The organism is Enterocloster alcoholdehydrogenati (assembly GCF_013282095.1).
In the GTDB taxonomy this organism is placed as follows: Bacteria; Bacillota; Clostridia; order Lachnospirales; family Lachnospiraceae; genus Enterocloster; species Enterocloster alcoholdehydrogenati.
In genome coordinates, this window is sequence record NZ_BLTJ01000013.1 from 60,747 (window position 1) to 83,266 (window position 22,520).

Genomic DNA, 22,520 nt, shown 5'->3' on the forward strand with positions numbered 1-22,520 from the left:
AGTAGGAGGAGAAGGAAGATGAAAAAACGGAAAATAGCCTTGTTTTTAACTGCGGCAATGACATTGGCTTTGGCTGGATGTGGGGAAAAATCAGAGCCAGAACAGACAACTGCCGCTACAGCTGGAGCAGAGGGGACCCAGCAGACACAAACAGGCGGTGATTTTTCTTATCCCATGCAGGCCGGTGATACACTGACTTATTGGTGTGAACTTCAGGGTACTGTAAGTCCGAACTATTCCAATTTAGGAGAAACGCCATTTGCAAAGGCATGGATGCAGGAAACGGGAGTGAATATTGAATTTATGCATCCGCCAACGGGACAGATAAAGGAACAGTTCAGTCTAATTCTTGCAGATGGAAGCCTTCCTGACATGATGGAATACAGCTGGGTACAAGATTATCCGGGAGGCCCTGAAAAAGCAATTAAGGATGGAGTAATTCTTCCTCTTAATGATGTGTTTGAACAGTATTGTCCTAATATTACTGCATATTTAAAGGAACATCCAGAAGTAGATAAAATGATTAAAACGGACGATGGACATTATTATGTATTTCCATTTATTCGCGGAGATGAGAAACTTTGTAATACTATTGGACTTATGCTGCGTCAGGATTGGTTAGAGGAATTAAATCTGGAAGTACCAGAGACTATTGACGAATGGCATACAGTGCTGACCGCATTTAAGAATGAAAAGGGTGTTGCAGCACCTTATTGTCCAGAGTGGACCAGAGAAGATTTTAAGGATAATGATCCGTTTGCATACGCATTTAATACTTGTAGGGGATTCTACATCGATAATGATGGTCAGGTTCAGTTTGGCGCAGTAGAAGAGAACTATAAGAAATATCTGGAGCTGATGAAGCAGTGGTATGAAGAGGGCTTGATTGACCCCGATATGGCTACATTAAAATTTGACCAGGTAAGTGCAAAGATGACTAATGGATCTGCAGGAGCATCCATTGGATTTGCAGGAAGCCGTATGGGGGCGTGGATTACAGCAGCACAGGCCAGTGATCCGAATTATATGCTGGTAGCGGCTCCGTATCCAACGCTTGAAAAGGGAACGAAACCAGAATTTGGACAGATGGATAATCAGTATCCGGGAACGGCCAGTGTGGCAATTACCACTTCCTGCAAAGACGTAGAAAGAGCAGCACGTTTACTGGATTATGCTTATGGAGAAGAGGGACATATGCTTTTCAACTTTGGTGTAGAAGGCGAATCATATGAAATAAAAGAAAACTATCCAACATATACAGACTGGGTAATGAAAAATCCAGATGGATGGCCCGTATCCCAGGCAATGTCTGCGTACATTCGTGGAAATTATAATGGACCATTTGTACAGGATCTTCGCTATCTGGAACAGTATTATACCATTGATCAACAGAAAGAAACGCCGGATGTCTGGGGAAACAGTAATGCAAAAGAACATAAGATGCCTCCGGTAACGCCTACTTCAGAAGAGAGCAGAGAATATTCTGCCATTATGAATGAGATCAATACTTACCGCGATGAAATGGTACTGAAGTTTATTTTTGGTACAGAAAGTCTGGATAATTTTGATACATATGTAAAAAATATCGAGAATATGGGACTAGATCGCGCATTGGAGATTCAAAGAGCAGCATTAGAACGCTACAATGCCCGTTAAAGGCTGAGGGATGCTGCAAAATGGGAACATCATTTTGCAGTGTCTCTTTTGTATTCTGACAGATTGAAATGGAGGAATGATAAAAAATGAAGCAGCCGTCAATTTTTTACAGGATAAAAAAAGACTGGATCAGAAATAAATCTCTATATATGATGATCCTTCCGGTTCTGATCTTTTTTATTCTATTTCATTACAAACCTATGTATGGTGCAATTATTGCATTTAAAGATTACACGCCGGCCCTTGGAATAGACGAAAGCCCCTGGGTTGGATTGGAAAACTTTTTCAGATTCTTTGACAGTGTATATTTTGGCCGTTTGATTCGTAATACGATCCTGTTAAGTGTGTACAGCCTGATTTTTGGTTTCCCAGCCCCAATTATTTTAGCTCTTTTGTTAAATGAAGTGAAAAATAAAAAATTTAAGGGTCTGACCCAGACGGTTACCTATCTGCCGCATTTTATTTCAATGATTGTAGTAACGGGTATGCTGGTGGATTTCAGTATGACGAGCGGTTTGTTTAATGACATTATTGAATTGTTTGGGGGGGAGCGTTCACCTCTGCTTCAGAATCCAGATCTGTACAGAACTATTTATGTGGCATCCGGTGTATGGCAGGAAGTGGGATGGGGATCCATTATTTATCTGTCTGCATTATCTGGAGTGGACAGTCAGCTATACGAAGCGGCTCAGATTGACGGAGCAGGAAAATGGAAACAGCTGGTTCACGTAACACTGCCGGGAATTATGCCTACCATAATTATTATGTTTATTTTGAAAATGGGTACTCTGATGAACATGGGATATGAGAAAACAATTCTTTTATATAATCCTGCAACGTATGAGACAGCAGATATTATTTCTTCATATATTTACAGAATTGGTCTTTTAGAACAGGATTGGAGTTATTCCACTGCAATTGGCCTCTTTAATTCCGTGATCAATTTAGCTCTTTTGCTGATTACCAATAAATTGGCGCGTAAATGTGGCGAAACAAGCTTATGGTAGGAGGGACAGAAATGAAAACAATGAAAGTGAAACGTTCCAGAGGTGAAAGAATCTTTACTGTATTCAATTACATTTTTCTGTCCCTGATTATGTTGCTTTGTCTGTATCCGGTCTGGTATGTAGTTGTGGCTTCTTTTAGTGACAGCAATATGCTGACCCAGCATACAGGTCTTTTATTAAAGCCGGCTGGATGGAGTGTGGAAGCATACAGTAAAGTATTTAAAAACCCAATGATTATCCGCGGTTATTTAAATACCATGTTTGTGCTGCTGGTAGGCGTTGCATTAGATATTATTATGACATCTTTGGGGGCCTATTTTCTTTCCAGACGCAGAGTTATGTTTAAAAAGCCCATTATGATGATTATTATGTTCACCATGTTTTTCTCCGGGGGTATGATTCCTTTTTATCTGAATTTAAAGGATCTTCAGCTGCGAGACAGTCTTTGGGGACTGATTTTGCCTTTTATGATCAGTACATATAATCTGGTGATTTTAAAAACATCCTTTGAAAGTATTCCTGAAAGTTTGATTGAGGCAGCGCAGATCGACGGAGCAGGGCATATAACGATTCTCACCCAGATTGTTCTTCCTCTTTCAAAAGCAATTTTGGCAGTAATGGTGCTTTACTATGGTGTTTCAATTTGGAATTCATGGTTCTGGGCATCAGCTATTATACGCACAAGAGAACTTTATCCTCTTCAGGTAATTTTAAGAGAAATACTGATGCAAAACGATGTCACATCAATGACAACAGGTGTAGGAACAATGGATCAGGAATCAGTAGCAATGACTATTAAATATGCGACAATCATAGTAGCAACCGTACCTATCCTTTGTGTATACCCGTTTTTGCAGAAACATTTTACTAAAGGAACAATTGCAGGAGCAGTAAAGGAGTAAAAAATGGATGCAGAGAAAATTTTTGAAAAGCTGGAAACCAAGATTCATGCTGAATGTATGCGGTTGGGAGAACGTATTCCTTATATAGCAGAGGATGGAGCATACCGGAATGATATGCGGGATGTAAAGCTGTCATGGTGGACAAATGGATTCTGGCCGGGAATTTTATGGCAGATGTATCAGTGTACAAAAGATTCAATTTATAAAAATGCAGCAGAGCATACAGAGCAGGAATTTGATTGTATTCTGGAAAACTTTGAGGCTTTGCATCATGATGTGGGATTTTTATTTCTTCATACGGCAGTAGCTGATTACAGAATTACAGGAAATCCCAAATCACGTGTACGAGGGCTCCATGCCGCTAATATATTGGCAGGCCGTTTTAACCCTTCAGGAAACTTTATTCGGGCATGGAATGATGACAAAACAGGCTGGATGATTGTAGATTGTCTTATGAATGTGCCGCTTCTTTACTGGGCGGAAAAAGAACTGAAGGATCCTAGGTTTGGGGAAATCGCAAGACGGCATACAGATACAGCCGTTCGTTATTTGCAGAGGCCAGATGGTTCCTGTAATCACATTGCGGTCTTTGATCCGGTAACAGGGGAGGCGGTTGAATTCCCGGCCGGTCAGGGCTATAAAGAGGGATCTTCATGGTCCAGAGGGCAGGCATGGTCAGTGTATGGCTTTGCCTTAGGATACCGCTATACAGGTAAACGGGAATATTTGGATGCTGCTAAGCGGGCAGCCCACTACTTTATGGCAAATGCGGCTCAGACCGGTTTTGTATCATTGCTGGATTTCAGAGCACCTGCTCAGCCTGTATATTGGGATACATCAGCTACCGCCTGTGCTGCCTGCGGTCTTCTTGAAATTGCAGATGCAGTAGATGAATCCGAGAAGATGCTTTACAGAAATAGTGCGGAAAAAATGTTGGAAGCTCTGGAAGAAAAGCATTGCTGCTGGAATATAGAAAAAGACGGTATTTTACAGAATGGAAGCGTTGCTTATGATAAGCAGGTTCATGTCCCGTTGATTTATGGGGATTACTTTTTGGTAGAGGGAATTCTCAGACTGATGGGGAAGGGATTTATGATCTGGTAAAGGAGCCGGTATGGAGAGGGAAGAGTGTTTTGACCTGTTAAAAAGCTGGTGCGATGGTTTAATTAGTTACCAGATTCACAATAAGGGAGACTCACGTTTTGATGGCGGCTTTTTCTGCCCGGCCTGTAAAATGATTCACGGAAGAAGCCAGGACGCTGTATACCCTTTGATGTGTGTGGCGGATTTTACAGGAGAAGAGAAGTATCGGAAGGCAGCAGAAGCTGTTTTTGACTGGGGAATCAATATGGTTTGCGACGATGGGAGTTTTTATAATGACGCTCAAAGCGAATGGAATGGGATAACTGTTTTTGGAGTAATAAGTCTGTGTGAAGCGTTAAATCACCATGGTCACCTGCTGAATTTGGAAACAAAGAAATATTGGGAGCAAAGAATGAAAGCAGGGGCACGTTGGATCGCCCGAACGATTACTGTGGGTTATAAAACTAACATCAATTACCATGCGTCTGCGGCAGCAGCACTTGCTTTGGCAGGAAAATATGAGGATAGGGCAGAGTATTTAGTTCAGGCAAAAGAACTGGCAGATTATTGCGAAAATCATTTATTGGAAAATGGCCTTTTTTATGGAGAGGGTCAGCCGGCAGAGGGGGTAACGAAAAGAGGATGCCGTCCGGTAGATATCGGATATAATGTGGAAGAGTCCATTCCATCTCTGGTTTTATATGCCAGAACAGTAGGCGATTTAAGATTAATTAAAAAACTAAAGGAAATTTTGAAAAAACAGCTTGTTTTTATGCTGCCGGATGGGGCATGGGATAACAGCTTCGGTTCCCGAAATTATAAATGGACCTATTGGGGAAGCAGAACATCAGATGGCTGTCAATCGGCATATGGAATATGGGGAGAGGAAGAGCCTGTATTTCATGAAGCAGCAGTACGTAATGTGATGTTGTATAAAAAATGCAGTGTAAACGGACTGTTATATGGAGGCCCTGACTATGAGACACACGGTGAAGAACCCTGTATTCATCATACATTTTGTCATGCAAAGGCTCTGGCATCAATGATAGACTCTGGGCAGTGGAGCAGCCAGGAGAAAGAACTTCCTTCTCAGCACGCTCCATCACTGTTATATTTTCCAGAAATAGATGTTTGGAAAATTTCAATAGGTGATTTTTTGGGAACTGTAACAGGCTATGATTTTAATTACATGAAAGGAGGGCACGCTTCGGGGGGAACATTAACCATGCTGTGGCATAAAACAGCCGGGCCTGTTATCATGTCATCTATGACAGATTACTGGCTAAAGGAGCCGCATAATATGCAGCTTTCTCTGAAAAAAACACAGCACTGCAGTTTAACACCAGGAATTGAAATGCAGAGCAGTCAAAAAAAGTATTCCAGTTGTTATGACTATGATTCCCATATCACAGCACAGGAACTGGAAGATGGGGTCAGGATTGCGGTTAATCTGGAATTAAAGGATGCAGAGCATAATTCTGCTGATAAACCGGTGTATGGAAGTCTGGTATATTCTTTTTCTGATGATGAAGTCATAATTGATGGAGAGATTCAATTATCACAGGAATCCAAGTGTGTGCAGCCCATGTTTATACTCCCAATAATTGGAAAACATAAGCTGGGGATACAACGTGTACATGATAGCTGGGAATTGCCAAGAGATAGGGGAAAAATAAAGATTGGTATATCTGATTTAGAAGAAAACGCAGATCCGACTCCAATATTTTTTTTGGCTGGAGGATTTGAAGCATGGCGATTTGCTGTAAAAGCAGATAAAAATGGGAAATTCCACGTCGCAATTCAGGTAGAGGAGACAGGAGTATGACTGGACAATGGAAAAACCGGAAAATTCAGAGCAGAGCAGGCGCGGCAGAACTGTTTTTAGAAATGATCCGTCCGCTGAAAAAGTATTATAGTGACGGAAAGGGATGGCTTCATGTGGGAAATACAGGGGTACATTATGGAGAAAAGGCCGCAAGAATGGAGGGATTTTCCAGAATTTTGTGGGGGTTAGGTCCTTTATGGTCCAGGGAGAGCCCTAATTTAGCTCCAGATTTAAAATCTGAGATTGAAGAATGGAAAAAGCATTATTTGACCGGGCTGATCCATGGAACTAATCCCCAGTATTCGGAATACTGGGGGGATCTGGTAGACTATGATCAGAAAATGGTTGAAATGGCAGCCATTGCAGTAGCTGTAAGTCTGTCACCTCAAGTTTTATGGGATCCGTTGGATGCGTGTCAGAAAGAACAATTTTGTGTTTGGATGGACCAGATTAATCATCACAGGGTGCACGCCAATAATTGGAGATTTTTCAGAATTCTTGTGAATATGATGTTTCGGAGGATCGGACGCCCCTGGTCACAGGAGAAGGAAGATGAGGACTGGGCTGTGATTGCGGACTGTTATGAGGGGGATGGCTGGTACCATGACGGAAATAACGGACAGTTAGATTATTATATTGCGTTTGCGATGCATTTTTATGGTCTTGTTTATGCTAAATTCATGGAAAAAGAAGAGCCTGATTATTGTTGCATATTAAAGGAGCGGGGAAAACAATTTGCAAAAGATTATATCTACTGGTTTGATACAGAGGGAAGAGAAATACCCTATGGGCGAAGTCTTACATATCGCTTTGCTCACGGAGCTTTCTTTTCAGCATTGGCGTTTGCCTGTGATGACAATATAGAATATGGACTTTTACGTCACTTGGCCATAAATAATCTGGAAAAATGGCTTTGCCGCCCCATATTTGATAATGATGGTGTACTTAGTATTGGATATGGGTATCCCAATTTATTTATGAGTGAAAGATATAATGGTCATGGCTCTCCTTATTGGGCATTAAAGACCTTTTTTATGCTTGTATTGGAGGATAACCATCCTTTCTGGACAGCACAGGACCAGCGGCCGCTGTTTAAAGCTGTACAGCTTTTAGAGCATCCGCATATGCTGATTACGCATAATATGGATCATGTCCAGTCATTTGTAACAGGTCAGCATTGTCAAAATCATGGCTGCACTGCAGAAAAATATGAAAAGTTTGTCTATTCTAATCAATTTGGTTTCAGTATATCCAGAGGGCATCAGCTGCGTGATGGGGCATTCGATAATACATTGGCTGTATCGATAGCAGATGATAACTGCTATCGGATGAAATATGGCACAAAATCGTTTTTTATAACAGAACAGGCGGTATTTTCTGCATACAGTCTAATGCCTGGAGTAGAAGCTGAAAGTGCAGTTATTCCTTTGGGATCCTGGCATATACGGATTCACCGTATTTTGACAGATAAAGAAATTGATCTGGCGGATGGCGGGTTTTCTATTGAGGCCGAAGTGTCCTCCCAGGCACAAGCTGGTGATCTTTTGGAAAAATACAGTGAGGATCAGATTAAACATGAGGAAGGAAAAATATTTGTCTGTCTGCCATGGGGAGTCACCGGGGCGGTTTCTGTGAATGGAGATGGAAATGCAGTAGTAATCGATACATTTCCAAATACAAATCTGCTGTACAGCCTGGCTGTCTTGCCAATGATTTGCAGAAGGCTTAAGCCTGGTCAGCATGATATCATTGACTGCTTTTTGGGGGACCGAACAGAAGATGCAGTCAAATATATTGATATGATTCCGCAGGCAGAACTGAAAGAAAATAACATATATGTTAGAACAGATACGAGTGAAATAAGGATAGAATGGCCTGATTTAAAACGGGAGGAATAAAGATGGATATTTACTGGGGGGATCTTCATAACCATTGTGGGATTACATACGGATTTGGGTGCCTGGAAAATGCAATTGAAAGAGCAAAAAGCCAATTGGATTTTTGTGCATTTACTGGCCATGCAATGTGGCCCGATATGTATGAAAAACGACCGGAAACAGAATTTGTTGTCAATTTTCATGAAGAAGGATTTAAGAAACTTAAAGATCATTGGACAGATATTCGGAACAGAGTAAAAAGAGCAGGAAAGGAAGGATTAGTTACATTTCAGGGGTATGAACTTCATTCCAGTCAGTATGGAGACTATCATCTTTTATCACCGGCAGATGATCTTCCCTTAGTATATGGCGAATCGCCGAAGGATCTGATAAAAGCCTGTCAAAGAGATGCGATCGTTATTCCCCATCATATTGGATATCCAAAGGGGTACAGGGGAATTAACTGGGACGAATTTGACAGCAGCATATCCCCTGTCGTAGAGGTATTTTCTAAACATGGCTGTGGAATGAGCGAAGAGGCTGATTATCCATATTACCATAATATGGGGCCCAGAGATGGCCGAAATCTGATATATGAGGGTTTAAAGCGTGGAAAGCAATTTGGTTTTGTGGCTTCTACCGATCATCATGCAGGATTCCCGGGTTCTTATGGAGATGGAATGGCTGCCGTCTGGGCAGAAGGGAAAACAAAAGAAAGCATATGGGGTGCGCTGAAGGCTGGGCGAACCTATGCAGTGACAGGAGACAGAATCCACTGTCAGTTTGATATAAATGGAATTCCAATGGGTGGAAAAACGGAAGGAAGCAAAAGGGTACTGAATTGGAATGTAAAAACAGAATATGGACTAGATAAGATTGTAGTGTATAAAAACGGGAAACCAATCTATGTTGAAAATGGAGAATTGCATAAAAAAAATATTTCCAGAGGGCGCTATAAAATCCGGATTGAGATGGGATGGGGAAAGCAGGATTTATATCGCTGGTCTGGAAAACTGGGCGTTACAGGGGGAAGCATTGTATCATTACACCCATATTTTCGGGGAAGAAGTGTGCTGGCACCGTCTCAGGATGAATGCTATGATGTGGATCAAATTAATGACATAGCAACCAGTGCATTGGTATTGGATGGGAGCAGTGCAGAGTGGATTTGCGATACGGTGGGAAACAAGTCTACGCTGCATCCATCTACTTCTTCAATTGTATTTGAAATAGAAGGAAACCTGAACACAAAGCTTTATTTTAAGATGAATCAGAAAGACTACAGGGCATCTATAGGGGATCTTCTGGAATATGGTTATGTTTGTGAAATGGAATATTATCATTCACAGGCATTCAAAATTCATCCGGCACTGCCGTGTTCACGATATCAGTTTGAGATGGAACTAGAGGATAATCATCCAGAACAGTTATGTGATGTATATCATATGGAAATCAGTCAGAAGAATAGGCAGTGGGCGTATATTTCTCCAGTTTATGTAAGGACAGGCTTATAAAACAGCGTACGTGGAGGAGTGCGGGAGGACTCCTTCAACACACCTCACGGCCTCAGCAGGCATACCCCCTCTTTTCAATCATCTGAAAAGAGGGGGATTTTTGCGTCTGGATCTTTTGCCCGCCAACTTAAGGCTATACATCAAAATTAACTTATGTTATACTGATGGCAGCATAAAAAGCAATCAAAGGGGGTATGGAAGATGCTGGTTTTTAAGGACATTCTGGGACATGAGCAGATCAAGGAGCATTTTAAAAATGCAGTGGAAACAGGAAAGATCTCTCATGCGTATATACTCAGCGGCGAGGCGGGAATGGGGCGCAAGTCTCTTGCCAACGCTTTTGCGCTGAGCCTTTTGTGTGAAAAGGGAACGGCCGAGCCGTGTATGCAGTGCCATGCCTGCAGGCAGGTGCTTTCGGGCAGTCATCCCGATCTGATCTATGTGACCCATGAGAAGCCTGCCAGCATCGGCGTGGATGAGGTTCGGGAGCAGATCAACAACACCATCATGGTGCGGCCCTACAGCAGCTATTACAAGATCTATATTGTGGATGAGGCGGAGAAAATGACGGTTCAGGCCCAGAACGCCCTTCTTAAGACCATTGAGGAGCCTCCCTCCTATGCGGTGATCCTGCTTCTTACCACCAACCCGGATGCATTTCTGCCCACGATCCTTTCGCGGTGTGTGCAGCTGAAGTTAAAGCCTCTGCGGGATTCGGTAGTGAAGGAGTATCTGATCCAGTCTTTAAAGGAAGAGGAGACCCAGGCAGAGATTTATGCCGCATTTGCAAGGGGAAATCTGGGAAAAGCCATTCATCTGGCTGATTCAGAGGAGTTTAAGGTGATGTATAACGAAATTCTTCATCTGCTGAAGCATCTGAAGGAAATGGATATCTCCGAGCTTTTAGACTATATCCGCAAGCTGAAGGAGGACAATCTGGATCTCCATGATTGTCTGGACTTTATGCAGATGTGGTATCGGGATGTACTGATGTATAAGACCACTAAAGACATCAATCTGCTGATTTTTAAGGATGAATTTTCGACGGTGAAGAATATTGCAGCTTTAAGCGGATACGAAGGACTGGAGAAGATTCTTGAGGCGATTGACAAGGCCAGAGTGCGGCTGGACGCTAATGTAAATATGGAACTGGTGATGGAGCTGATGCTTCTGACCATGAAGGAAAACTAAGACGCCATTTAGTATGGCACAGACCAATAAAAAGGAGAACAGAATTGACAGTTATCGGAGTTCGTTTTCGGACGGCGGGAAAAATTTACTATTTTGATCCCGCCGGACGTGATATAAAGACCGGCGATCATGTGATCGTTGAGACGGCCAGAGGAATTGAGTACGGATATGTGGTGCTTGGCAACCGGGAAGTTGAGGACGCAAAGGTGGTTCCGCCCTTAAAGCCGGTGATCCGTATGGCGACAGAGGAGGACCGGGCGGTAGAAACCCGGAATAAGGAGAAGGAGAGAGAGGCGTTTAAGATCTGCCAGGAAAAGATCCGCAAGCATAAGCTGGAAATGAAGCTGATTGATGCAGAGTACACCTTTGATAATAATAAGGTGCTGTTTTACTTTACTGCAGACGGCCGGATTGATTTCAGGGAGCTTGTAAAGGACCTGGCCAGCGTGTTTAAGACCAGGATTGAACTGCGTCAGGTTGGCGTGCGGGATGAGACAAAGATTATGGGAGGAATCGGCATCTGCGGAAGGCCTTTGTGCTGTCATTCGTACCTGTCGGAGTTTATCCCTGTATCCATCAAGATGGCAAAGGAACAGAATCTTTCACTGAATCCAACCAAGATTTCCGGTGTCTGCGGCCGACTGATGTGCTGCCTGAAAAACGAGGAAGAGACCTATGAGGTTTTAAACAGCAGGCTGCCGGCCATTGGTGACTATGTGACTACTGCGGACGGCTTAAAGGGCGAGGTGCACAGTGTAAATGTGCTGCGCCAGCTGGTAAAGGTCGTAGTTGTGGTAGACCGGGATGAGAAAGAGATTCGTGAGTATAAGGTAGAGGACCTGAAATTCAAGCCCAGAAAGAAGAAGGGAAAGAACGGGGAGCGTCAGGCCAAGGAAAGCGGAGGTTCGGATACGGAACTTAAGAAACTGGAGGCCCTGGAGAAAAAGGAAGGAAAGTCGAAGCTCAATGATAAGTAAGGAGCATACCTGGATCAAGGTTAAGGAAATTTCACTGCGGGATGATGAGCGGATCGACGATCTGCAGCGCAATCATTACGGCATTATCCAGAGAAAGGGAGCTTTCTGCTTTGGAATGGACGCGGTGCTTCTGTCAGGCTTTGCAGTGGTGAAGGAGGGGGAGAAGGTCCTGGATCTGGGAACCGGAACCGGGATTATTCCCATTCTTTTAAGTGCTAAGACCCAGGGAATGCATTTTACAGGGCTGGAGATTCAGGAAGAGTCGGCAGACATGGCCCGTCGGAGTGTGGCTTATAATGGCCTTGAGGATCGGGTGGAGATTGTAACAGGCGATATAAAGGAGGCCGGGACGCTCTTTGACCGGGCTTCTTTTGATGTGGTAACGAGTAATCCGCCCTACATGAATGATGCGCACGGCATTAAAAATCCCCAGGATGCCAAGGCTATTGCACGCCATGAGGTGCTCTGCACCCTGGAGGACGTGGTACGGGAGGGGACGCGAGTGCTGCGGCCCGGAGGCCGTTTTTATATGGTACACAGGCCCAGGCGTCTGATCGAGATTATCCAGACCATGAAAATGCATGGTCTTGAACCTAAGAGGATGAAGTTTGTCCATCCCTACAGAGACAGGGAGGCAAACATGGTTCTCATCGAGGCAGTCCGGGGCGGAGGCGCCCTTTTAAAGGCAGAGCCGCCGGTGATTGTATTTGACGAGAATGGAGAGTATTCCGAAGAGATACGGACTACTTACGGTTATTAGAAAAGTAAAGGAGCTGGAGCTATGGCAGGAATATTATACTTGTGCGCAACGCCCATTGGAAATCTGGAGGATATTACCTACCGGGTAGTGCGTACGCTGGAGGAGGCGGATCTGATCGCGGCAGAGGACACCCGTCACAGTATTAAGCTTCTAAACCATCTGGGCATCAAAACGCCTATGACCAGCTACCATGAATATAATAAGATAGATAAGGCGAAATATCTGGTGGAAAAGCTGAAAGAGGGGACAAATATTGCATTGATTACCGATGCTGGAACGCCTGGTATTTCTGATCCAGGTGAAGAACTGGTGCGTCAGTGCCATGAGGCAGGTATTCCCGTAACTTCCCTTCCTGGCCCTGCAGCCTGTATCACGGCGCTTACCATGTCTGGCCTTCCTACCAGGAGATTCTGCTTTGAGGCATTTTTGCCGGCGGAAAAGAGTGATAAAAAGGAGCGTCAGAGGATACTTGAGGAACTGAAAAATGAAACCAGAACCATTATCCTGTATGAAGCGCCCCATCATTTGAAACGGACACTGGCAGATCTTTTTGAGGCCATGGGAGACCGGGATATCACTATCTGCCGGGAACTTACGAAGAAATTTGAGAGCGCCTGGAGAACCACGTTTAAGGAGGCCCTGGCCGTGTATGAGACCGAGGAGCCCAAGGGAGAATGCGTCATCGTTATCCGGGGCCGTTCCGTACAGGAAATGGAGGAAGAGGCCAGACAGTCCTGGGAGGCAGTGAGCCTGGAAGAGCATATGGAACATTATATGAGCCAGGGCATGGATAAGAAGGAAGCTATGAAGGCGGTGGCAAAAGACAGGGGAGTGTCTAAGAGGGATGTGTATCAGGGACTGCATGGAAATAAAAACAGAAGCGAGCTTAGCGGAAGCAGAATATGACGAGATGAAATATTTCATGACAGCTATTATGGATGCGGGGGAACTCCTTGCTGCCCATGGAGCTGAGGTGAGCCGGGTGGAGGATACAATTACCCGCCTGTGCATGGCCTATGGTTTTGCCCGTGCGGATGTGTTTACCATTACATCCAGTATTATCGTCACCGCCATGTCGGCAGACGGGCGCGCCGTCACTCAGACCCGCCGGATCCGGACGAGGGATACAGACCTGGGAAGAGTAGCCAGGGTAAACGAACTGTCCCGCAGAATATGCGCCGGCCCAATATCCTTAGAGGAGTTTAAAAGGGAGCTGGATGTCATCCGAAAAGGGAAAAAAACATCGGTTCGCCTGGAACTGGGGATGCATATGATGATTGCGGCAGCGCTGTCGGTTTTCTTTGGAGGAACCGGAATGGACGGCATGGCGGCGGCGCTGTCAGGGGCGGTTTTATATGGGATGCTGCATGGAAGTTCCATTTTGAAACTGAATACCATTATTCAGAATATGCTTTGCAGCGCAGTGACGGCGATGGCTGTTCTGCTCCTTGTCAGGATGGGAATCGGCACACAGCCGGATAAGATCATGATTGGCGATATTATGCTGGTAATTCCAGGGCTTCAGCTGACCAACTCCCTGAGAGATATGATAAATGGAGATATGATCAGTGGACTTCTCAATATGAGTGAGGCGGTTCTAAAAGCGGCTGCGGTAGCCATGGGCTTTGCTCTTGTAATTATTTTTGGAGGGACAGTATGAGCTTTGCTGTAATTCAGACCGTTACAGGCATGATCGGATCGGTAGGATTTGCTGTTTTGTTTGGCGTTCGGGGAAAACGTCTTGCTGTGATCGCTTTAGGAAGCGGCGCGGGATGGGCCGTCTATCTTTTGTGCAGAGCCGCCGGGTGGAGCATATTTTCGGGGCTGCTGGCTGCCAGTCTGTTTGTTGCCGCTCTCAGTGAGATATTAGCCAGAATCATCCGCACTCCGGTGATCCTTCTCCTGGTTCCCATGCTGATTCCGGAGGTTCCCGGAGAAGCTCTTTATTATACGATGTATTATCTGGTGCAGGGACTTAAAGAGGAGTTCAGTACATACTTAACACTGGTGCTGACAGAGGCGGGAGCGATTGCGCTGGGGATCATACTGGCGTCCCATGTGGCGAGGCTGGCGGTGAGCGTGAGGAGGCATATGGGGAGAAACAGAGTGTTAAAATAGGACTTGACGAAAACAGAGTTTAATGATAGGCTGACTAATGGTTAGATATAACTAATTTTTGCTTTTAAGAAAGAAGGTTGTATACCAATGAAATATGTATATGCTTCGCGCAGCGGAAATGTAGAAAAACTGGTTCAGACTCTGGAATTAGAGGCTCTAAAGCTGAAGGACGGTACGGAAACCGTCGGCGAGGACTTTATTCTTTTAACCTATACAGACGGCCGGGGTGAGGTTCCGCCTGTGGTGGCGTCCTTTTTAAAGTCCAATGGATCCCGTTTAAAGGGAGTGGTTGTTTCTGGAAATATGCAGCGCCATGCAGATACCTTCTGCGGTGCCGGGCAGATTATTTCTGAAGAGTACGGCGTCCCTGTAATCGCTCAGGTAGATGGGGCGGGCGACATCTATGACCACAGGTCGATCCGGGCAAAGCTGGCTTAGCGGCACGGTTCGGTTATCCGGTATAAAGCCGGACAGCTAACCGGGTCAGCAGGCCATTTTACCTGAATTAAAATATAAAAACCCCCAGTGTTTGTCTGCGTATCTTCCTTAATACACAGAGAACCTTGGGGGTTTTTGCAGTTACTGCGCTGCCAGTTCTGCCTATGCCTCAGCTACATTCAGCCCGGCCAGTTTTGCCAGCGCCATAACAGAATTGCGGGATACTTTTTTTCCTTCATATTCCAGCAGATCCTCGGTACTGCCTGTAAAAATATCTGCGCTTTCCGCTTTTTTAAGGATAATGCAGTCATCCTGAACGGTTATTTCAAGTCCATCTTTGACATCCAGGTCAAGGCTTCTCCTTAATTCTATAGGAAGCGTGATTCTGCCCAGCTCATCCAGCTTGCGGATTACTCCTGTGGTCTTCATCTTATGACCTCCTTTGTAATTTGTAAGATTCTGAAACTTTTACAACTCTAAACTAACAAAACCGGGAAATGAAGTCAATAAATAAAAAAGTCTAAAATGGTAAATTGTGGTATAATTTAGTAAATTTTTGGAATATTCCTGCCAAATTCCTACTTGACAAACGGTTTCCTATCCTGTAGTATTACTTTGAGATTCAAAGTATTTCGGCAAAGGAAGGTACAGCCCTTTGGCAGCGGGCCGTTTTCAGACCGCTCATCCGGGGCCGGGTAAATAAAAATGACGACCAGAATAATAGGAACCGGCTCCTATGTGCCGGAGCAGATCGTGACTAATGATGATCTATCGAAGATTGTTGAGACAAATGACGAGTGGATCCGCAGCCGAACAGGCATTAGAGAACGGCGGATTGCCACTGAGGACGGCACCTCGGATATGGCGGCCAAGGCAGCAGCCAGAGCCATTGAGCAGGCAGCCATTCTCCCGGAAGAGATTGACCTGATCCTTCTTGCAACCTCGTCACCGGATTCCTGTTTCCCAAACGGAGCCTGCGAGGTACAGGCTAAATTGGGAGCGGTGAATGCAGCCTGCTATGATATCAGCGCAGCCTGTACGGGTTTTGTGTTCGCTTTGAGCACTGCTCACGCGTTTATTTCCGCGGGGATCTATAAGACAGCCCTTGTGATTGGAGCCGATGTGCTGAGCAAGCTGATTGACTGGACAGACCGGGGGACCTGCGTTCTCTTTGGAGACGGGGCAGGAGCAGCTGTTGTCCGGGCCGATGAGACAGGTATCCTGGGCCTGAATATGCATTCCAATGGGGAAAAGGGCGGTGTTCTCACCTGCGGTTCCCGTTCCAACGGCAATTTCTTATTAGGAAGAAAGCCGGAACTGGGATATATGACCATGGATGGACAGGAAGTATTTAAATTTGCGGTAAAAAAAGTTCCTGAATGTATGAATGAGGTGTTGAGGGAAACAGGATACACCACACAGGACATCGATCATTTTGTGATCCATCAGGCTAATTTCCGTATCATTGAGTCGATTGCAAAGCGGCTTAAGGTGGATGTGGATAAATTTCCCGCCAATATGGAACGTTACGGAAATACATCCGGAGCTTCCGTCCCCATTCTTTTAGATGAGTTAAACCGGAAAGGACAGTTAAAGCGCGGTGAAAAGATGATCTTATCGGGTTTTGGAGCGGGCCTTACCTGGGGAGCAATTCTCCTGGAATGGTAGCAAAACGGCAGGAATGGGAGGCAGCCCTGGCAGCCGAAATTGGGGGTGTTTGCCCCTGGACGGTTGGCAATGGAAGAAAAAATGTCTAAAAACCGTTAAAAATTAAAAACCCCCGTAAAAAGGGCATAGACAATTCGTGAATATAATGGTAAATATTTAGGTGTAATATATAATAACCTATGTTAAAAGGAGACAGAAATCATGTTAGAGAAGATGAAAGAAATTATTGCAGAGCAGTTAAGCGTAGACGCTGAGTCCGTAACCGAGACTTCCTCCTTTAAGGAAGACCTGGGCGCAGATTCCCTGGATCTTTTCGAGCTTGTTATGGCTTTAGAGGATGAGTATTCTGTAGAGATCCCCGCAGAGGAGTTAGAGAAGATGTCTACAGTAGGCGATGTTATGGAGTACTTAAAGAACCACGGTGTAGAGGCATAAGGCCGGACCGCATAAGGTTAAAACTGCATAAACAAATGAGAGGGACGGCGTGTGGATGGTTTGAAGCACGCTGTTTCCTCTATTGAAGAGAAGTCTGACAGAACACAGCCGCAGGCCGGATGGTTCGGTATGGACGGAATCGCAGAAGAGCGTATGGAGAAAACAATGAAAACAAGAATCACAGAGATGTTAGGAATCGAATATCCCATTATCCAGGGAGGTATGGCCTGGGTAGCGGAGCATAACCTTGCGGCAGCCGTATCCGCAGCCGGCGGTCTGGGCCTGATTGGAGGAGCCAATGCCCCCGGAGAGGTTGTCCGTGACGAGATCCGCAAGGCGAGAGCGCTGACGGATCGCCCCATCGGCGTAAATGTTATGCTTTTAAGCCCCCATGCAGAGGATGTGGCAAAGGTAGTTGTGGAGGAAGGCATCAAGGTTGTTACTACCGGAGCTGGAAATCCTGAAAAATATATGGAAATGTGGAAGAACGCAGGAATCAGGGTTATCCCTGTGGTAGCTTCCGTGGCTCTGGCCCGCCGTATGGAAAAATACGGAGCAGATGCCGTTGTGGCAGAGGGAACGGAGTCTGGCGGCCATATCGGCGAAGAGACTACAATGACCCTGGTTCCCCAGGTAGTGGACGCAGTTTCCATTCCTGTTATTGCGGCAGGCGGCATCGGAGACGGAAGAGGCATTGCGGCGGCCTTTATGCTGGGAGCAGAGGCGGTGCAGATGGGAACCCGCTTTGTTGTGGCAAAGGAATCGATTGTACATGAAAACTACAAGCAGCGCATCATCAAGGCAAAGGACATTGACTCTGTAGTAACCGGCAGAAGTCACGGACATCCGGTAAGAGGCCTGAGAAATCAGATGACCAGAGAGTACACTAAGCTTGAGCAGGAAGGAAAGTCCTTTGAGGAGCTGGAGTACCTGACACTGGGCGCTTTGCGCAAGGCAGTGCAGGAGGGTGATGTGATGAACGGCACGGTAATGGCCGGCCAGATCGCAGGTCTTATTTCAAAGGAACAGACCTGTAAGGAAATGATCGGCGAGATGATGGAACAGGCAAAAAAGCTTTTAAACAGGGAGTAGAAATATGAGCAGGATCGCATTTATTTTTCCAGGTCAGGGCGCACAGACCTGCGGTATGGGAAAGGATTTTTATGAGCAGACAGAAACCGGAAAAAAGGTATTTGACAGAGCTTCTGAGCTTCTGGGCTTTTCCGTTCCGGAACTGTGTTTTGAGCCCAATGACCGTCTGGACATTACCGAATATACCCAGGCGGCCATGGTGACTGCCGGGATTGCAATGATGAGGGTGTTGGAAGAAAAGGGGATTCATCCGGATGTGACGGCAGGCTTAAGCCTGGGAGAATACTGCGCTCTGGCGGCAGCGGGCGTGATGAGCGATGATGATGCAATCGCAACGGTGCGCCAGAGAGGGATCCTGATGCAGGAGGCTGTTCCCGCCGGCGTAGGCGCCATGGCGGCGATCCTGGCTTTGGATACGGCAGTGATCGAGGAAGTGACCGCTTCCATGGAGGACGTATGGATTGCCAACTATAACTGTCCCGGCCAGATCGTAATTTCCGGAAGGAAAGAGGCGGTGGAAGAGGCCTGTGAGCGTTTAAAGGCAGCAGGAGCCAAGAGAGCCATCCTGTTAAATGTAAGCGGTCCATTCCACTCAGGTATGCTGACAGAGGCCGGCGAGAAGCTGGGACAGGTTCTCTTGCAGACAGAGATCAAATCCCCTCAGATTCCCTATGTGGCTAACGTAACGGCTCAGTATGTGACAGAAGCTGCTCCGGTGAAAGAGCTTCTGACCCGCCAGGTATCCTCCTCTGTAAAATGGCAGCAGAGCGTGGAAACCATGCTGGCAGACGGCGTGGACACCTTTGTAGAGATAGGCCCGGGCCGTACACTGACCGGTTTTATGCGCAAGATCGACCGCGCTGCAAGATGCTTCAATGTAGAAAAGCTGGAGGATATTGACAAGGTAGCGGAGGCTTTGAAAGAGGCATAATTACCGATTGTATTTTAACCAAAACCATGATAAAGGAGAGTCAGATATGCTGGAAGGAAAGATCGCACTGGTAACAGGAGCAAGCCGCGGCATCGGCCGCCAGATCGCAAAGACACTGGCCGCAAAGGGCGCAGCAGTGATTGTAAACTATAATGGTTCTGCTGCAAAGGCAGAAGAAACAGTAAGGGAGATCCGGGAAGCCGGAGGCAGCGCAGAGGCAATACAGTGCAATGTTTCCGACTTTAACAGCAGCAAGGAGATGCTGGACGGGATTGTGGCAAAATACGGCCGTCTTGATATCCTTGTAAATAATGCGGGCATTACAAGGGACAACCTGGTAATGAAAATGTCCGAGGAGGACTTTGACGCAGTGATCCAGACCAACTTAAAGGGCGTGTTCAACTGCATCCACCACATTTCCCGTCAGATGTTAAAACAGAGAGCCGGACGCATTATCAATATTTCCTCTGTTTCCGGCGTTCTTGGAAATGCGGGACAGGCCAACTACTGCGCCGCCAAGGCGGGGGTGATCGGCCTGACAAAAAGCGTGGCAAGAGAACTTGCAAGCCGCGGCATTACCGTAAACGCGGTTGCTCCGGGCTTTATCCGAACAGATATGACAGATGTGCTGAAGGATGAGGTAAAGAAGGCCATGATGGAGCAGATTCCCATGAAGGATTTCGGGGAAGTGGAGGACATTGCCAACGCAGTTGCATTTCTGGCATCGGAAGACGCCAGATACATCACAGGACAGGTAATCAGCGTAGACGGCGGAATGGCTATGTAATGCGCGGGAAAGAGAAGGAGCGGATCAAATGAATACAAGAGTAGTAGTTACAGGCATGGGAGCCATCACCCCCATTGGAAATGATGTGGAGAGCTTCTGGCAGGCTTTAAAGGATAAGACACTGGGAATTGCCCCGATCACATATTTTGACACAGAGGATTTTAAGTGCAAGCTGGCGGCTGAGGTAAAGGGCTTCGACCCGAAGGAATATATGGATGCCAAGACCGCCCGGCGCATGGAGCCATTTTCCCAGTTTGCCGTGGCGGCCGCAAAGCAGGCACTGGAAGACGCAGGCATTGATATGGAGAAGGAGGATCCCTTCCGCGTAGGTGTCAGCGTAGGCTCCGGCATTGGCTCTCTTCAGGCTATGGAGCGCAGCGAGAAGAAGCTGTTGGAGAAAGGCCCCAGCCGTGTAGAGCCTCTTTTGGTTCCGCTTATGATCTGCAACATGGCGGCTGGAAATGTAGCCATCCAGTTCGGCCTGAAAGGAAAATGCATCAATGTGGTAACTGCCTGTGCCACCGGCACGCACTCCATTGGCGAAGCCTTCCGTTCTATTCAGCATGGGGAGGCAGATGTGATGGTAGCGGGCGGAACGGAAGCCAGCATTACCCCCATCGGCATTGCAGGCTTTACCTCTCTGACTGCCTTAAACACCACAGATGATCCCAAGCGTGCCTCCATTCCCTTTGATAAGGACCGAAACGGCTTTGTAATGGGCGAAGGAGCAGGCGTAGTTGTATTAGAGTCCTTAGAGCACGCCAGGGCAAGAGGTGCAAAAATCCTGGCAGAGGTTGTAGGCTACGGCGCAACCTGCGACGCATACCATATCACGTCCCCTGCCGAGGATGGAAGCGGCGCTGCAAAAGCAATGGAATTTGCCATGAAGGATGCAGGTATCACGCCGGAACAGATCGACTATGTAAACGCCCATGGCACCAGCACCCACCACAATGATCTATTTGAGACCAAGGCGATCCATCTGGCCCTGGGCGATCAGGCAGAGAAGGTGAAGATAAACTCCACCAAGTCCATGATTGGCCATCTGTTAGGTGCAGCCGGCGGCGTAGAGTTTATCACCTGCGTCAAATCCATTGAGAACGGCTATGTTCACGCGACGCTGGGACTTGAGGAGCCGGGCGAGGGCTGTGATCTGGATTATACCCAGGGTGACGGCGTGGAAATGGATGTAAATTATGCGATCAGCAACTCACTGGGCTTTGGCGGACACAATGCCAGCCTGATCGTGAAGAAATTCACAGAGTAAGGAACAGGAGGACATGACAATGAATATCGAAGAGATCCTTACACTGGTTCAGGCGGTATCAGACTCCAGCCTGACCAGCTTTAGGCTGGAGCAGGGAGATACGGTGATCTCCCTGAAAAAAGAAAAGGAAGAGGCCAGGATTGTGACCGTTGGCGCCCCGGCAGTTCCTGCCGTATTTGCAGCTTCCGGCCCATCTCCCGCTGTCTCTGCACCGGAGACGGTTACTGCATCAGGCACACAGGTTTTGGGAAATGTACCTGCCGCACAGACTGCTGCCCCGGCATCCGCCGGAAATGATATTGGTTCTGATAAGGTAATCGCCTCTCCTTTGGTAGGAACCTTCTACAGCTCATCCTCCCCGGATGCGGAGCCTTTTGTAAAAGAGGGGGACACCGTGAAAAAGGGTCAGGTGCTTGGTATTATCGAGGCCATGAAGCTGATGAATGAGATAGAAAGCGAGTACGACGGAGTGGTTGAAGCAGTGCTCGTCAATAACGAGGATGTGGTAGAGTACGGCCAGCCGCTATTCCGCATTAAATAAGCCGTTTCAGGAGGATTTTAATATGTTAATGGGTATCAAAGAGATCCAGGAGATCATTCCTCACCGCCATCCGTTTCTGTTGGTGGACTGCATTGAGGAATTGGAACCCGGCGTGCGGGCGGTAGGATATAAAGCCGTTACCTACGATGAGTCCTTTTTCAGGGGCCATTTTCCGCAGGAGCCGGTGATGCCGGGAGTGCTGATGGTAGAAGCCCTGGCTCAGACCGGAGCCGTAGCGATCCTGTCTCAGGAGGGCTTTAAGGGAAAAACAGCCTATTTCGGAGGCATCGATAAACTGAAGTTTAAGCATAAAGTAGTTCCCGGAGACCGTTTGCGTCTGGAATGTGAAATCATCCGCCAGAAAGGCCCTGTAGGTATTGGAAAAGCCACGGCTACCGTAGACGGAAAGATTGCCGTTACCGGAGAGCTGACCTTCATGATCGGTTAATTG

General features: G+C 46.5%; 23 protein-coding genes. 22 read left to right on the plus strand and 1 reads right to left on the minus strand.

What is annotated here, in order from left to right:
• Window positions 1–18 precede the first annotated feature (18 nt).
• The 14 genes from HW447_RS14415 to HW447_RS14480 all read left to right on the plus strand — a co-directional run bounded on the left by HW447_RS14415 (window position 19) and on the right by HW447_RS14480 (window position 15,348).
• Complete coding sequence (locus HW447_RS14415) at window positions 19–1,656, plus strand: extracellular solute-binding protein (RefSeq protein ID WP_176255824.1); 1,638 nt, start codon at window positions 19–21, stop codon at window positions 1,654–1,656.
• 86 nt (window positions 1,657–1,742) lie between these two features.
• On the plus strand, window positions 1,743–2,663 hold the full coding sequence (locus HW447_RS14420; RefSeq protein WP_176255825.1) for an ABC transporter permease: 921 nt from the start codon (window positions 1,743–1,745) through the stop codon (window positions 2,661–2,663).
• An 11-nt stretch (window positions 2,664–2,674) separates the two neighbouring features.
• Window positions 2,675–3,565 carry a carbohydrate ABC transporter permease gene (locus HW447_RS14425; protein WP_308464090.1) on the plus strand — a complete coding sequence of 297 codons (891 nt, stop codon included), beginning with the start codon at window positions 2,675–2,677 and terminating at the stop codon, window positions 3,563–3,565.
• A 3-nt stretch (window positions 3,566–3,568) separates the two neighbouring features.
• The gene (locus HW447_RS14430) at window positions 3,569–4,669 is read left to right on the plus strand and encodes a glycoside hydrolase family 88 protein (protein WP_176255826.1); all 1,101 of its coding nucleotides are present in this window, start codon (window positions 3,569–3,571) and stop codon (window positions 4,667–4,669) included.
• 10 nt (window positions 4,670–4,679) lie between these two features.
• Complete coding sequence (locus tag HW447_RS14435) at window positions 4,680–6,473, plus strand: hypothetical protein (protein WP_176255827.1); 1,794 nt, start codon at window positions 4,680–4,682, stop codon at window positions 6,471–6,473.
• On the plus strand, window positions 6,470–8,371 hold the full coding sequence (locus tag HW447_RS14440; RefSeq protein ID WP_279285706.1) for a DUF2264 domain-containing protein: 1,902 nt from the start codon (window positions 6,470–6,472) through the stop codon (window positions 8,369–8,371). The genes HW447_RS14435 and HW447_RS14440 overlap by 4 nt, the downstream gene beginning before the upstream one ends.
• Window positions 8,372–8,373: 2 nt before the next feature.
• Window positions 8,374–9,864 carry a DUF3604 domain-containing protein gene (locus HW447_RS14445; RefSeq protein WP_176255829.1) on the plus strand — a complete coding sequence of 497 codons (1,491 nt, stop codon included), beginning with the start codon at window positions 8,374–8,376 and terminating at the stop codon, window positions 9,862–9,864.
• A gap of 201 nt (window positions 9,865–10,065) precedes the next feature.
• Complete coding sequence (gene holB / locus HW447_RS14450) at window positions 10,066–11,055, plus strand: DNA polymerase III subunit delta' (protein ID WP_176255830.1); 990 nt, start codon at window positions 10,066–10,068, stop codon at window positions 11,053–11,055.
• A 44-nt stretch (window positions 11,056–11,099) separates the two neighbouring features.
• Complete coding sequence (locus HW447_RS14455) at window positions 11,100–12,032, plus strand: PSP1 domain-containing protein (RefSeq protein WP_176255831.1); 933 nt, start codon at window positions 11,100–11,102, stop codon at window positions 12,030–12,032.
• Entirely contained in the window at window positions 12,022–12,792 is a 771-nt protein-coding gene (locus tag HW447_RS14460; RefSeq protein ID WP_176255832.1) for a tRNA1(Val) (adenine(37)-N6)-methyltransferase, read from the plus strand. The genes HW447_RS14455 and HW447_RS14460 overlap by 11 nt, the downstream gene beginning before the upstream one ends.
• 21 nt (window positions 12,793–12,813) lie before the next feature.
• Complete coding sequence (gene rsmI, locus HW447_RS14465) at window positions 12,814–13,698, plus strand: 16S rRNA (cytidine(1402)-2'-O)-methyltransferase (RefSeq protein WP_176255833.1); 885 nt, start codon at window positions 12,814–12,816, stop codon at window positions 13,696–13,698.
• A 4-nt stretch (window positions 13,699–13,702) separates the two neighbouring features.
• Window positions 13,703–14,452 carry a threonine/serine exporter family protein gene (locus HW447_RS14470; protein WP_176255834.1) on the plus strand — a complete coding sequence of 250 codons (750 nt, stop codon included), beginning with the start codon at window positions 13,703–13,705 and terminating at the stop codon, window positions 14,450–14,452.
• Entirely contained in the window at window positions 14,449–14,910 is a 462-nt protein-coding gene (locus HW447_RS14475) for a threonine/serine exporter family protein (RefSeq protein ID WP_176255835.1), read from the plus strand. Before HW447_RS14470 ends, HW447_RS14475 begins: the two co-directional genes overlap by 4 nt.
• 87 nt (window positions 14,911–14,997) lie before the next feature.
• Window positions 14,998–15,348 (plus strand): class Ib ribonucleoside-diphosphate reductase assembly flavoprotein NrdI, encoded by a 351-nt coding sequence (locus HW447_RS14480; RefSeq protein WP_176255836.1) that lies wholly within the window; start codon window positions 14,998–15,000, stop codon window positions 15,346–15,348.
• A 162-nt stretch (window positions 15,349–15,510) separates the two neighbouring features.
• Here HW447_RS14480 and HW447_RS14485 read toward each other — a convergent pair whose 3' ends face one another.
• Complete coding sequence (locus HW447_RS14485; protein ID WP_176255837.1) at window positions 15,511–15,777, minus strand: AbrB/MazE/SpoVT family DNA-binding domain-containing protein; 267 nt, start codon at window positions 15,775–15,777, stop codon at window positions 15,511–15,513.
• A 276-nt stretch (window positions 15,778–16,053) separates the two neighbouring features.
• On the opposite strand from HW447_RS14485, the gene HW447_RS14490 reads away from it, so the two are divergent.
• The 8 genes from HW447_RS14490 (at window position 16,054) to fabZ (ending at window position 22,517) form a co-directional block, all read left to right on the plus strand.
• Window positions 16,054–17,016, plus strand: a complete 963-nt coding sequence (locus HW447_RS14490; protein WP_176255838.1) for a beta-ketoacyl-ACP synthase III — start codon at window positions 16,054–16,056, stop codon at window positions 17,014–17,016.
• Between the two features lie 201 nt (window positions 17,017–17,217).
• Window positions 17,218–17,451 (plus strand): acyl carrier protein, encoded by a 234-nt coding sequence (gene acpP / locus HW447_RS14495; protein ID WP_176255839.1) that lies wholly within the window; start codon window positions 17,218–17,220, stop codon window positions 17,449–17,451.
• A 165-nt stretch (window positions 17,452–17,616) separates the two neighbouring features.
• The gene (gene fabK / locus HW447_RS14500) at window positions 17,617–18,543 is read left to right on the plus strand and encodes an enoyl-[acyl-carrier-protein] reductase FabK (protein WP_176255879.1); all 927 of its coding nucleotides are present in this window, start codon (window positions 17,617–17,619) and stop codon (window positions 18,541–18,543) included.
• Between the two features lie 4 nt (window positions 18,544–18,547).
• Window positions 18,548–19,474: an ACP S-malonyltransferase gene (gene fabD, locus HW447_RS14505; protein WP_176255840.1), complete on the plus strand. Its 927-nt coding sequence runs from the start codon at window positions 18,548–18,550 to the stop codon at window positions 19,472–19,474.
• A 46-nt stretch (window positions 19,475–19,520) separates the two neighbouring features.
• Entirely contained in the window at window positions 19,521–20,261 is a 741-nt protein-coding gene (fabG, locus tag HW447_RS14510) for a 3-oxoacyl-[acyl-carrier-protein] reductase (RefSeq protein ID WP_176255841.1), read from the plus strand.
• Between the two features lie 28 nt (window positions 20,262–20,289).
• Entirely contained in the window at window positions 20,290–21,528 is a 1,239-nt protein-coding gene (fabF, locus tag HW447_RS14515; RefSeq protein ID WP_176255842.1) for a beta-ketoacyl-ACP synthase II, read from the plus strand.
• Window positions 21,529–21,547: 19 nt separating this feature from the next.
• On the plus strand, window positions 21,548–22,069 hold the full coding sequence (gene accB / locus HW447_RS14520; RefSeq protein ID WP_176255843.1) for an acetyl-CoA carboxylase biotin carboxyl carrier protein: 522 nt from the start codon (window positions 21,548–21,550) through the stop codon (window positions 22,067–22,069).
• A gap of 22 nt (window positions 22,070–22,091) precedes the next feature.
• Window positions 22,092–22,517: a 3-hydroxyacyl-ACP dehydratase FabZ gene (gene fabZ, locus HW447_RS14525; protein WP_176255844.1), complete on the plus strand. Its 426-nt coding sequence runs from the start codon at window positions 22,092–22,094 to the stop codon at window positions 22,515–22,517.
• Window positions 22,518–22,520: the final 3 nt, after the last annotated feature.

Bases quoted from the DNA above. Each gene is read 5' to 3' on its own strand.
- HW447_RS14415 (WP_176255824.1), top strand. From the start codon at position 19: ATGAAAAAACGGAAAATAGCCTTGTTTTTAACTGCGGCAATGACATTG.
- HW447_RS14420 (WP_176255825.1), top strand. From the start codon at position 1,743: ATGAAGCAGCCGTCAATTTTTTACAGGATAAAAAAAGACTGGATCAGA.
- HW447_RS14425 (WP_308464090.1), top strand. From the start codon at position 2,675: ATGAAAACAATGAAAGTGAAACGTTCCAGAGGTGAAAGAATCTTTACT.
- HW447_RS14430 (WP_176255826.1), top strand. From the start codon at position 3,569: ATGGATGCAGAGAAAATTTTTGAAAAGCTGGAAACCAAGATTCATGCT.
- HW447_RS14435 (WP_176255827.1), top strand. From the start codon at position 4,680: ATGGAGAGGGAAGAGTGTTTTGACCTGTTAAAAAGCTGGTGCGATGGT.
- HW447_RS14440 (WP_279285706.1), top strand. From the start codon at position 6,470: ATGACTGGACAATGGAAAAACCGGAAAATTCAGAGCAGAGCAGGCGCG.
- HW447_RS14445 (WP_176255829.1), top strand. From the start codon at position 8,374: ATGGATATTTACTGGGGGGATCTTCATAACCATTGTGGGATTACATAC.
- holB (WP_176255830.1), top strand. From the start codon at position 10,066: ATGCTGGTTTTTAAGGACATTCTGGGACATGAGCAGATCAAGGAGCAT.
- HW447_RS14460 (WP_176255832.1), top strand. From the start codon at position 12,022: ATGATAAGTAAGGAGCATACCTGGATCAAGGTTAAGGAAATTTCACTG.
- rsmI (WP_176255833.1), top strand. From the start codon at position 12,814: ATGGCAGGAATATTATACTTGTGCGCAACGCCCATTGGAAATCTGGAG.
- HW447_RS14470 (WP_176255834.1), top strand. From the start codon at position 13,703: ATGAAATATTTCATGACAGCTATTATGGATGCGGGGGAACTCCTTGCT.
- HW447_RS14475 (WP_176255835.1), top strand. From the start codon at position 14,449: ATGAGCTTTGCTGTAATTCAGACCGTTACAGGCATGATCGGATCGGTA.
- HW447_RS14480 (WP_176255836.1), top strand. From the start codon at position 14,998: ATGAAATATGTATATGCTTCGCGCAGCGGAAATGTAGAAAAACTGGTT.
- HW447_RS14485 (WP_176255837.1), bottom strand. From the start codon at position 15,777: ATGAAGACCACAGGAGTAATCCGCAAGCTGGATGAGCTGGGCAGAATC.
- HW447_RS14490 (WP_176255838.1), top strand. From the start codon at position 16,054: ATGACGACCAGAATAATAGGAACCGGCTCCTATGTGCCGGAGCAGATC.
- acpP (WP_176255839.1), top strand. From the start codon at position 17,218: ATGTTAGAGAAGATGAAAGAAATTATTGCAGAGCAGTTAAGCGTAGAC.
- fabK (WP_176255879.1), top strand. From the start codon at position 17,617: ATGAAAACAAGAATCACAGAGATGTTAGGAATCGAATATCCCATTATC.
- fabD (WP_176255840.1), top strand. From the start codon at position 18,548: ATGAGCAGGATCGCATTTATTTTTCCAGGTCAGGGCGCACAGACCTGC.
- fabG (WP_176255841.1), top strand. From the start codon at position 19,521: ATGCTGGAAGGAAAGATCGCACTGGTAACAGGAGCAAGCCGCGGCATC.
- fabF (WP_176255842.1), top strand. From the start codon at position 20,290: ATGAATACAAGAGTAGTAGTTACAGGCATGGGAGCCATCACCCCCATT.
- accB (WP_176255843.1), top strand. From the start codon at position 21,548: ATGAATATCGAAGAGATCCTTACACTGGTTCAGGCGGTATCAGACTCC.
- fabZ (WP_176255844.1), top strand. From the start codon at position 22,092: ATGTTAATGGGTATCAAAGAGATCCAGGAGATCATTCCTCACCGCCAT.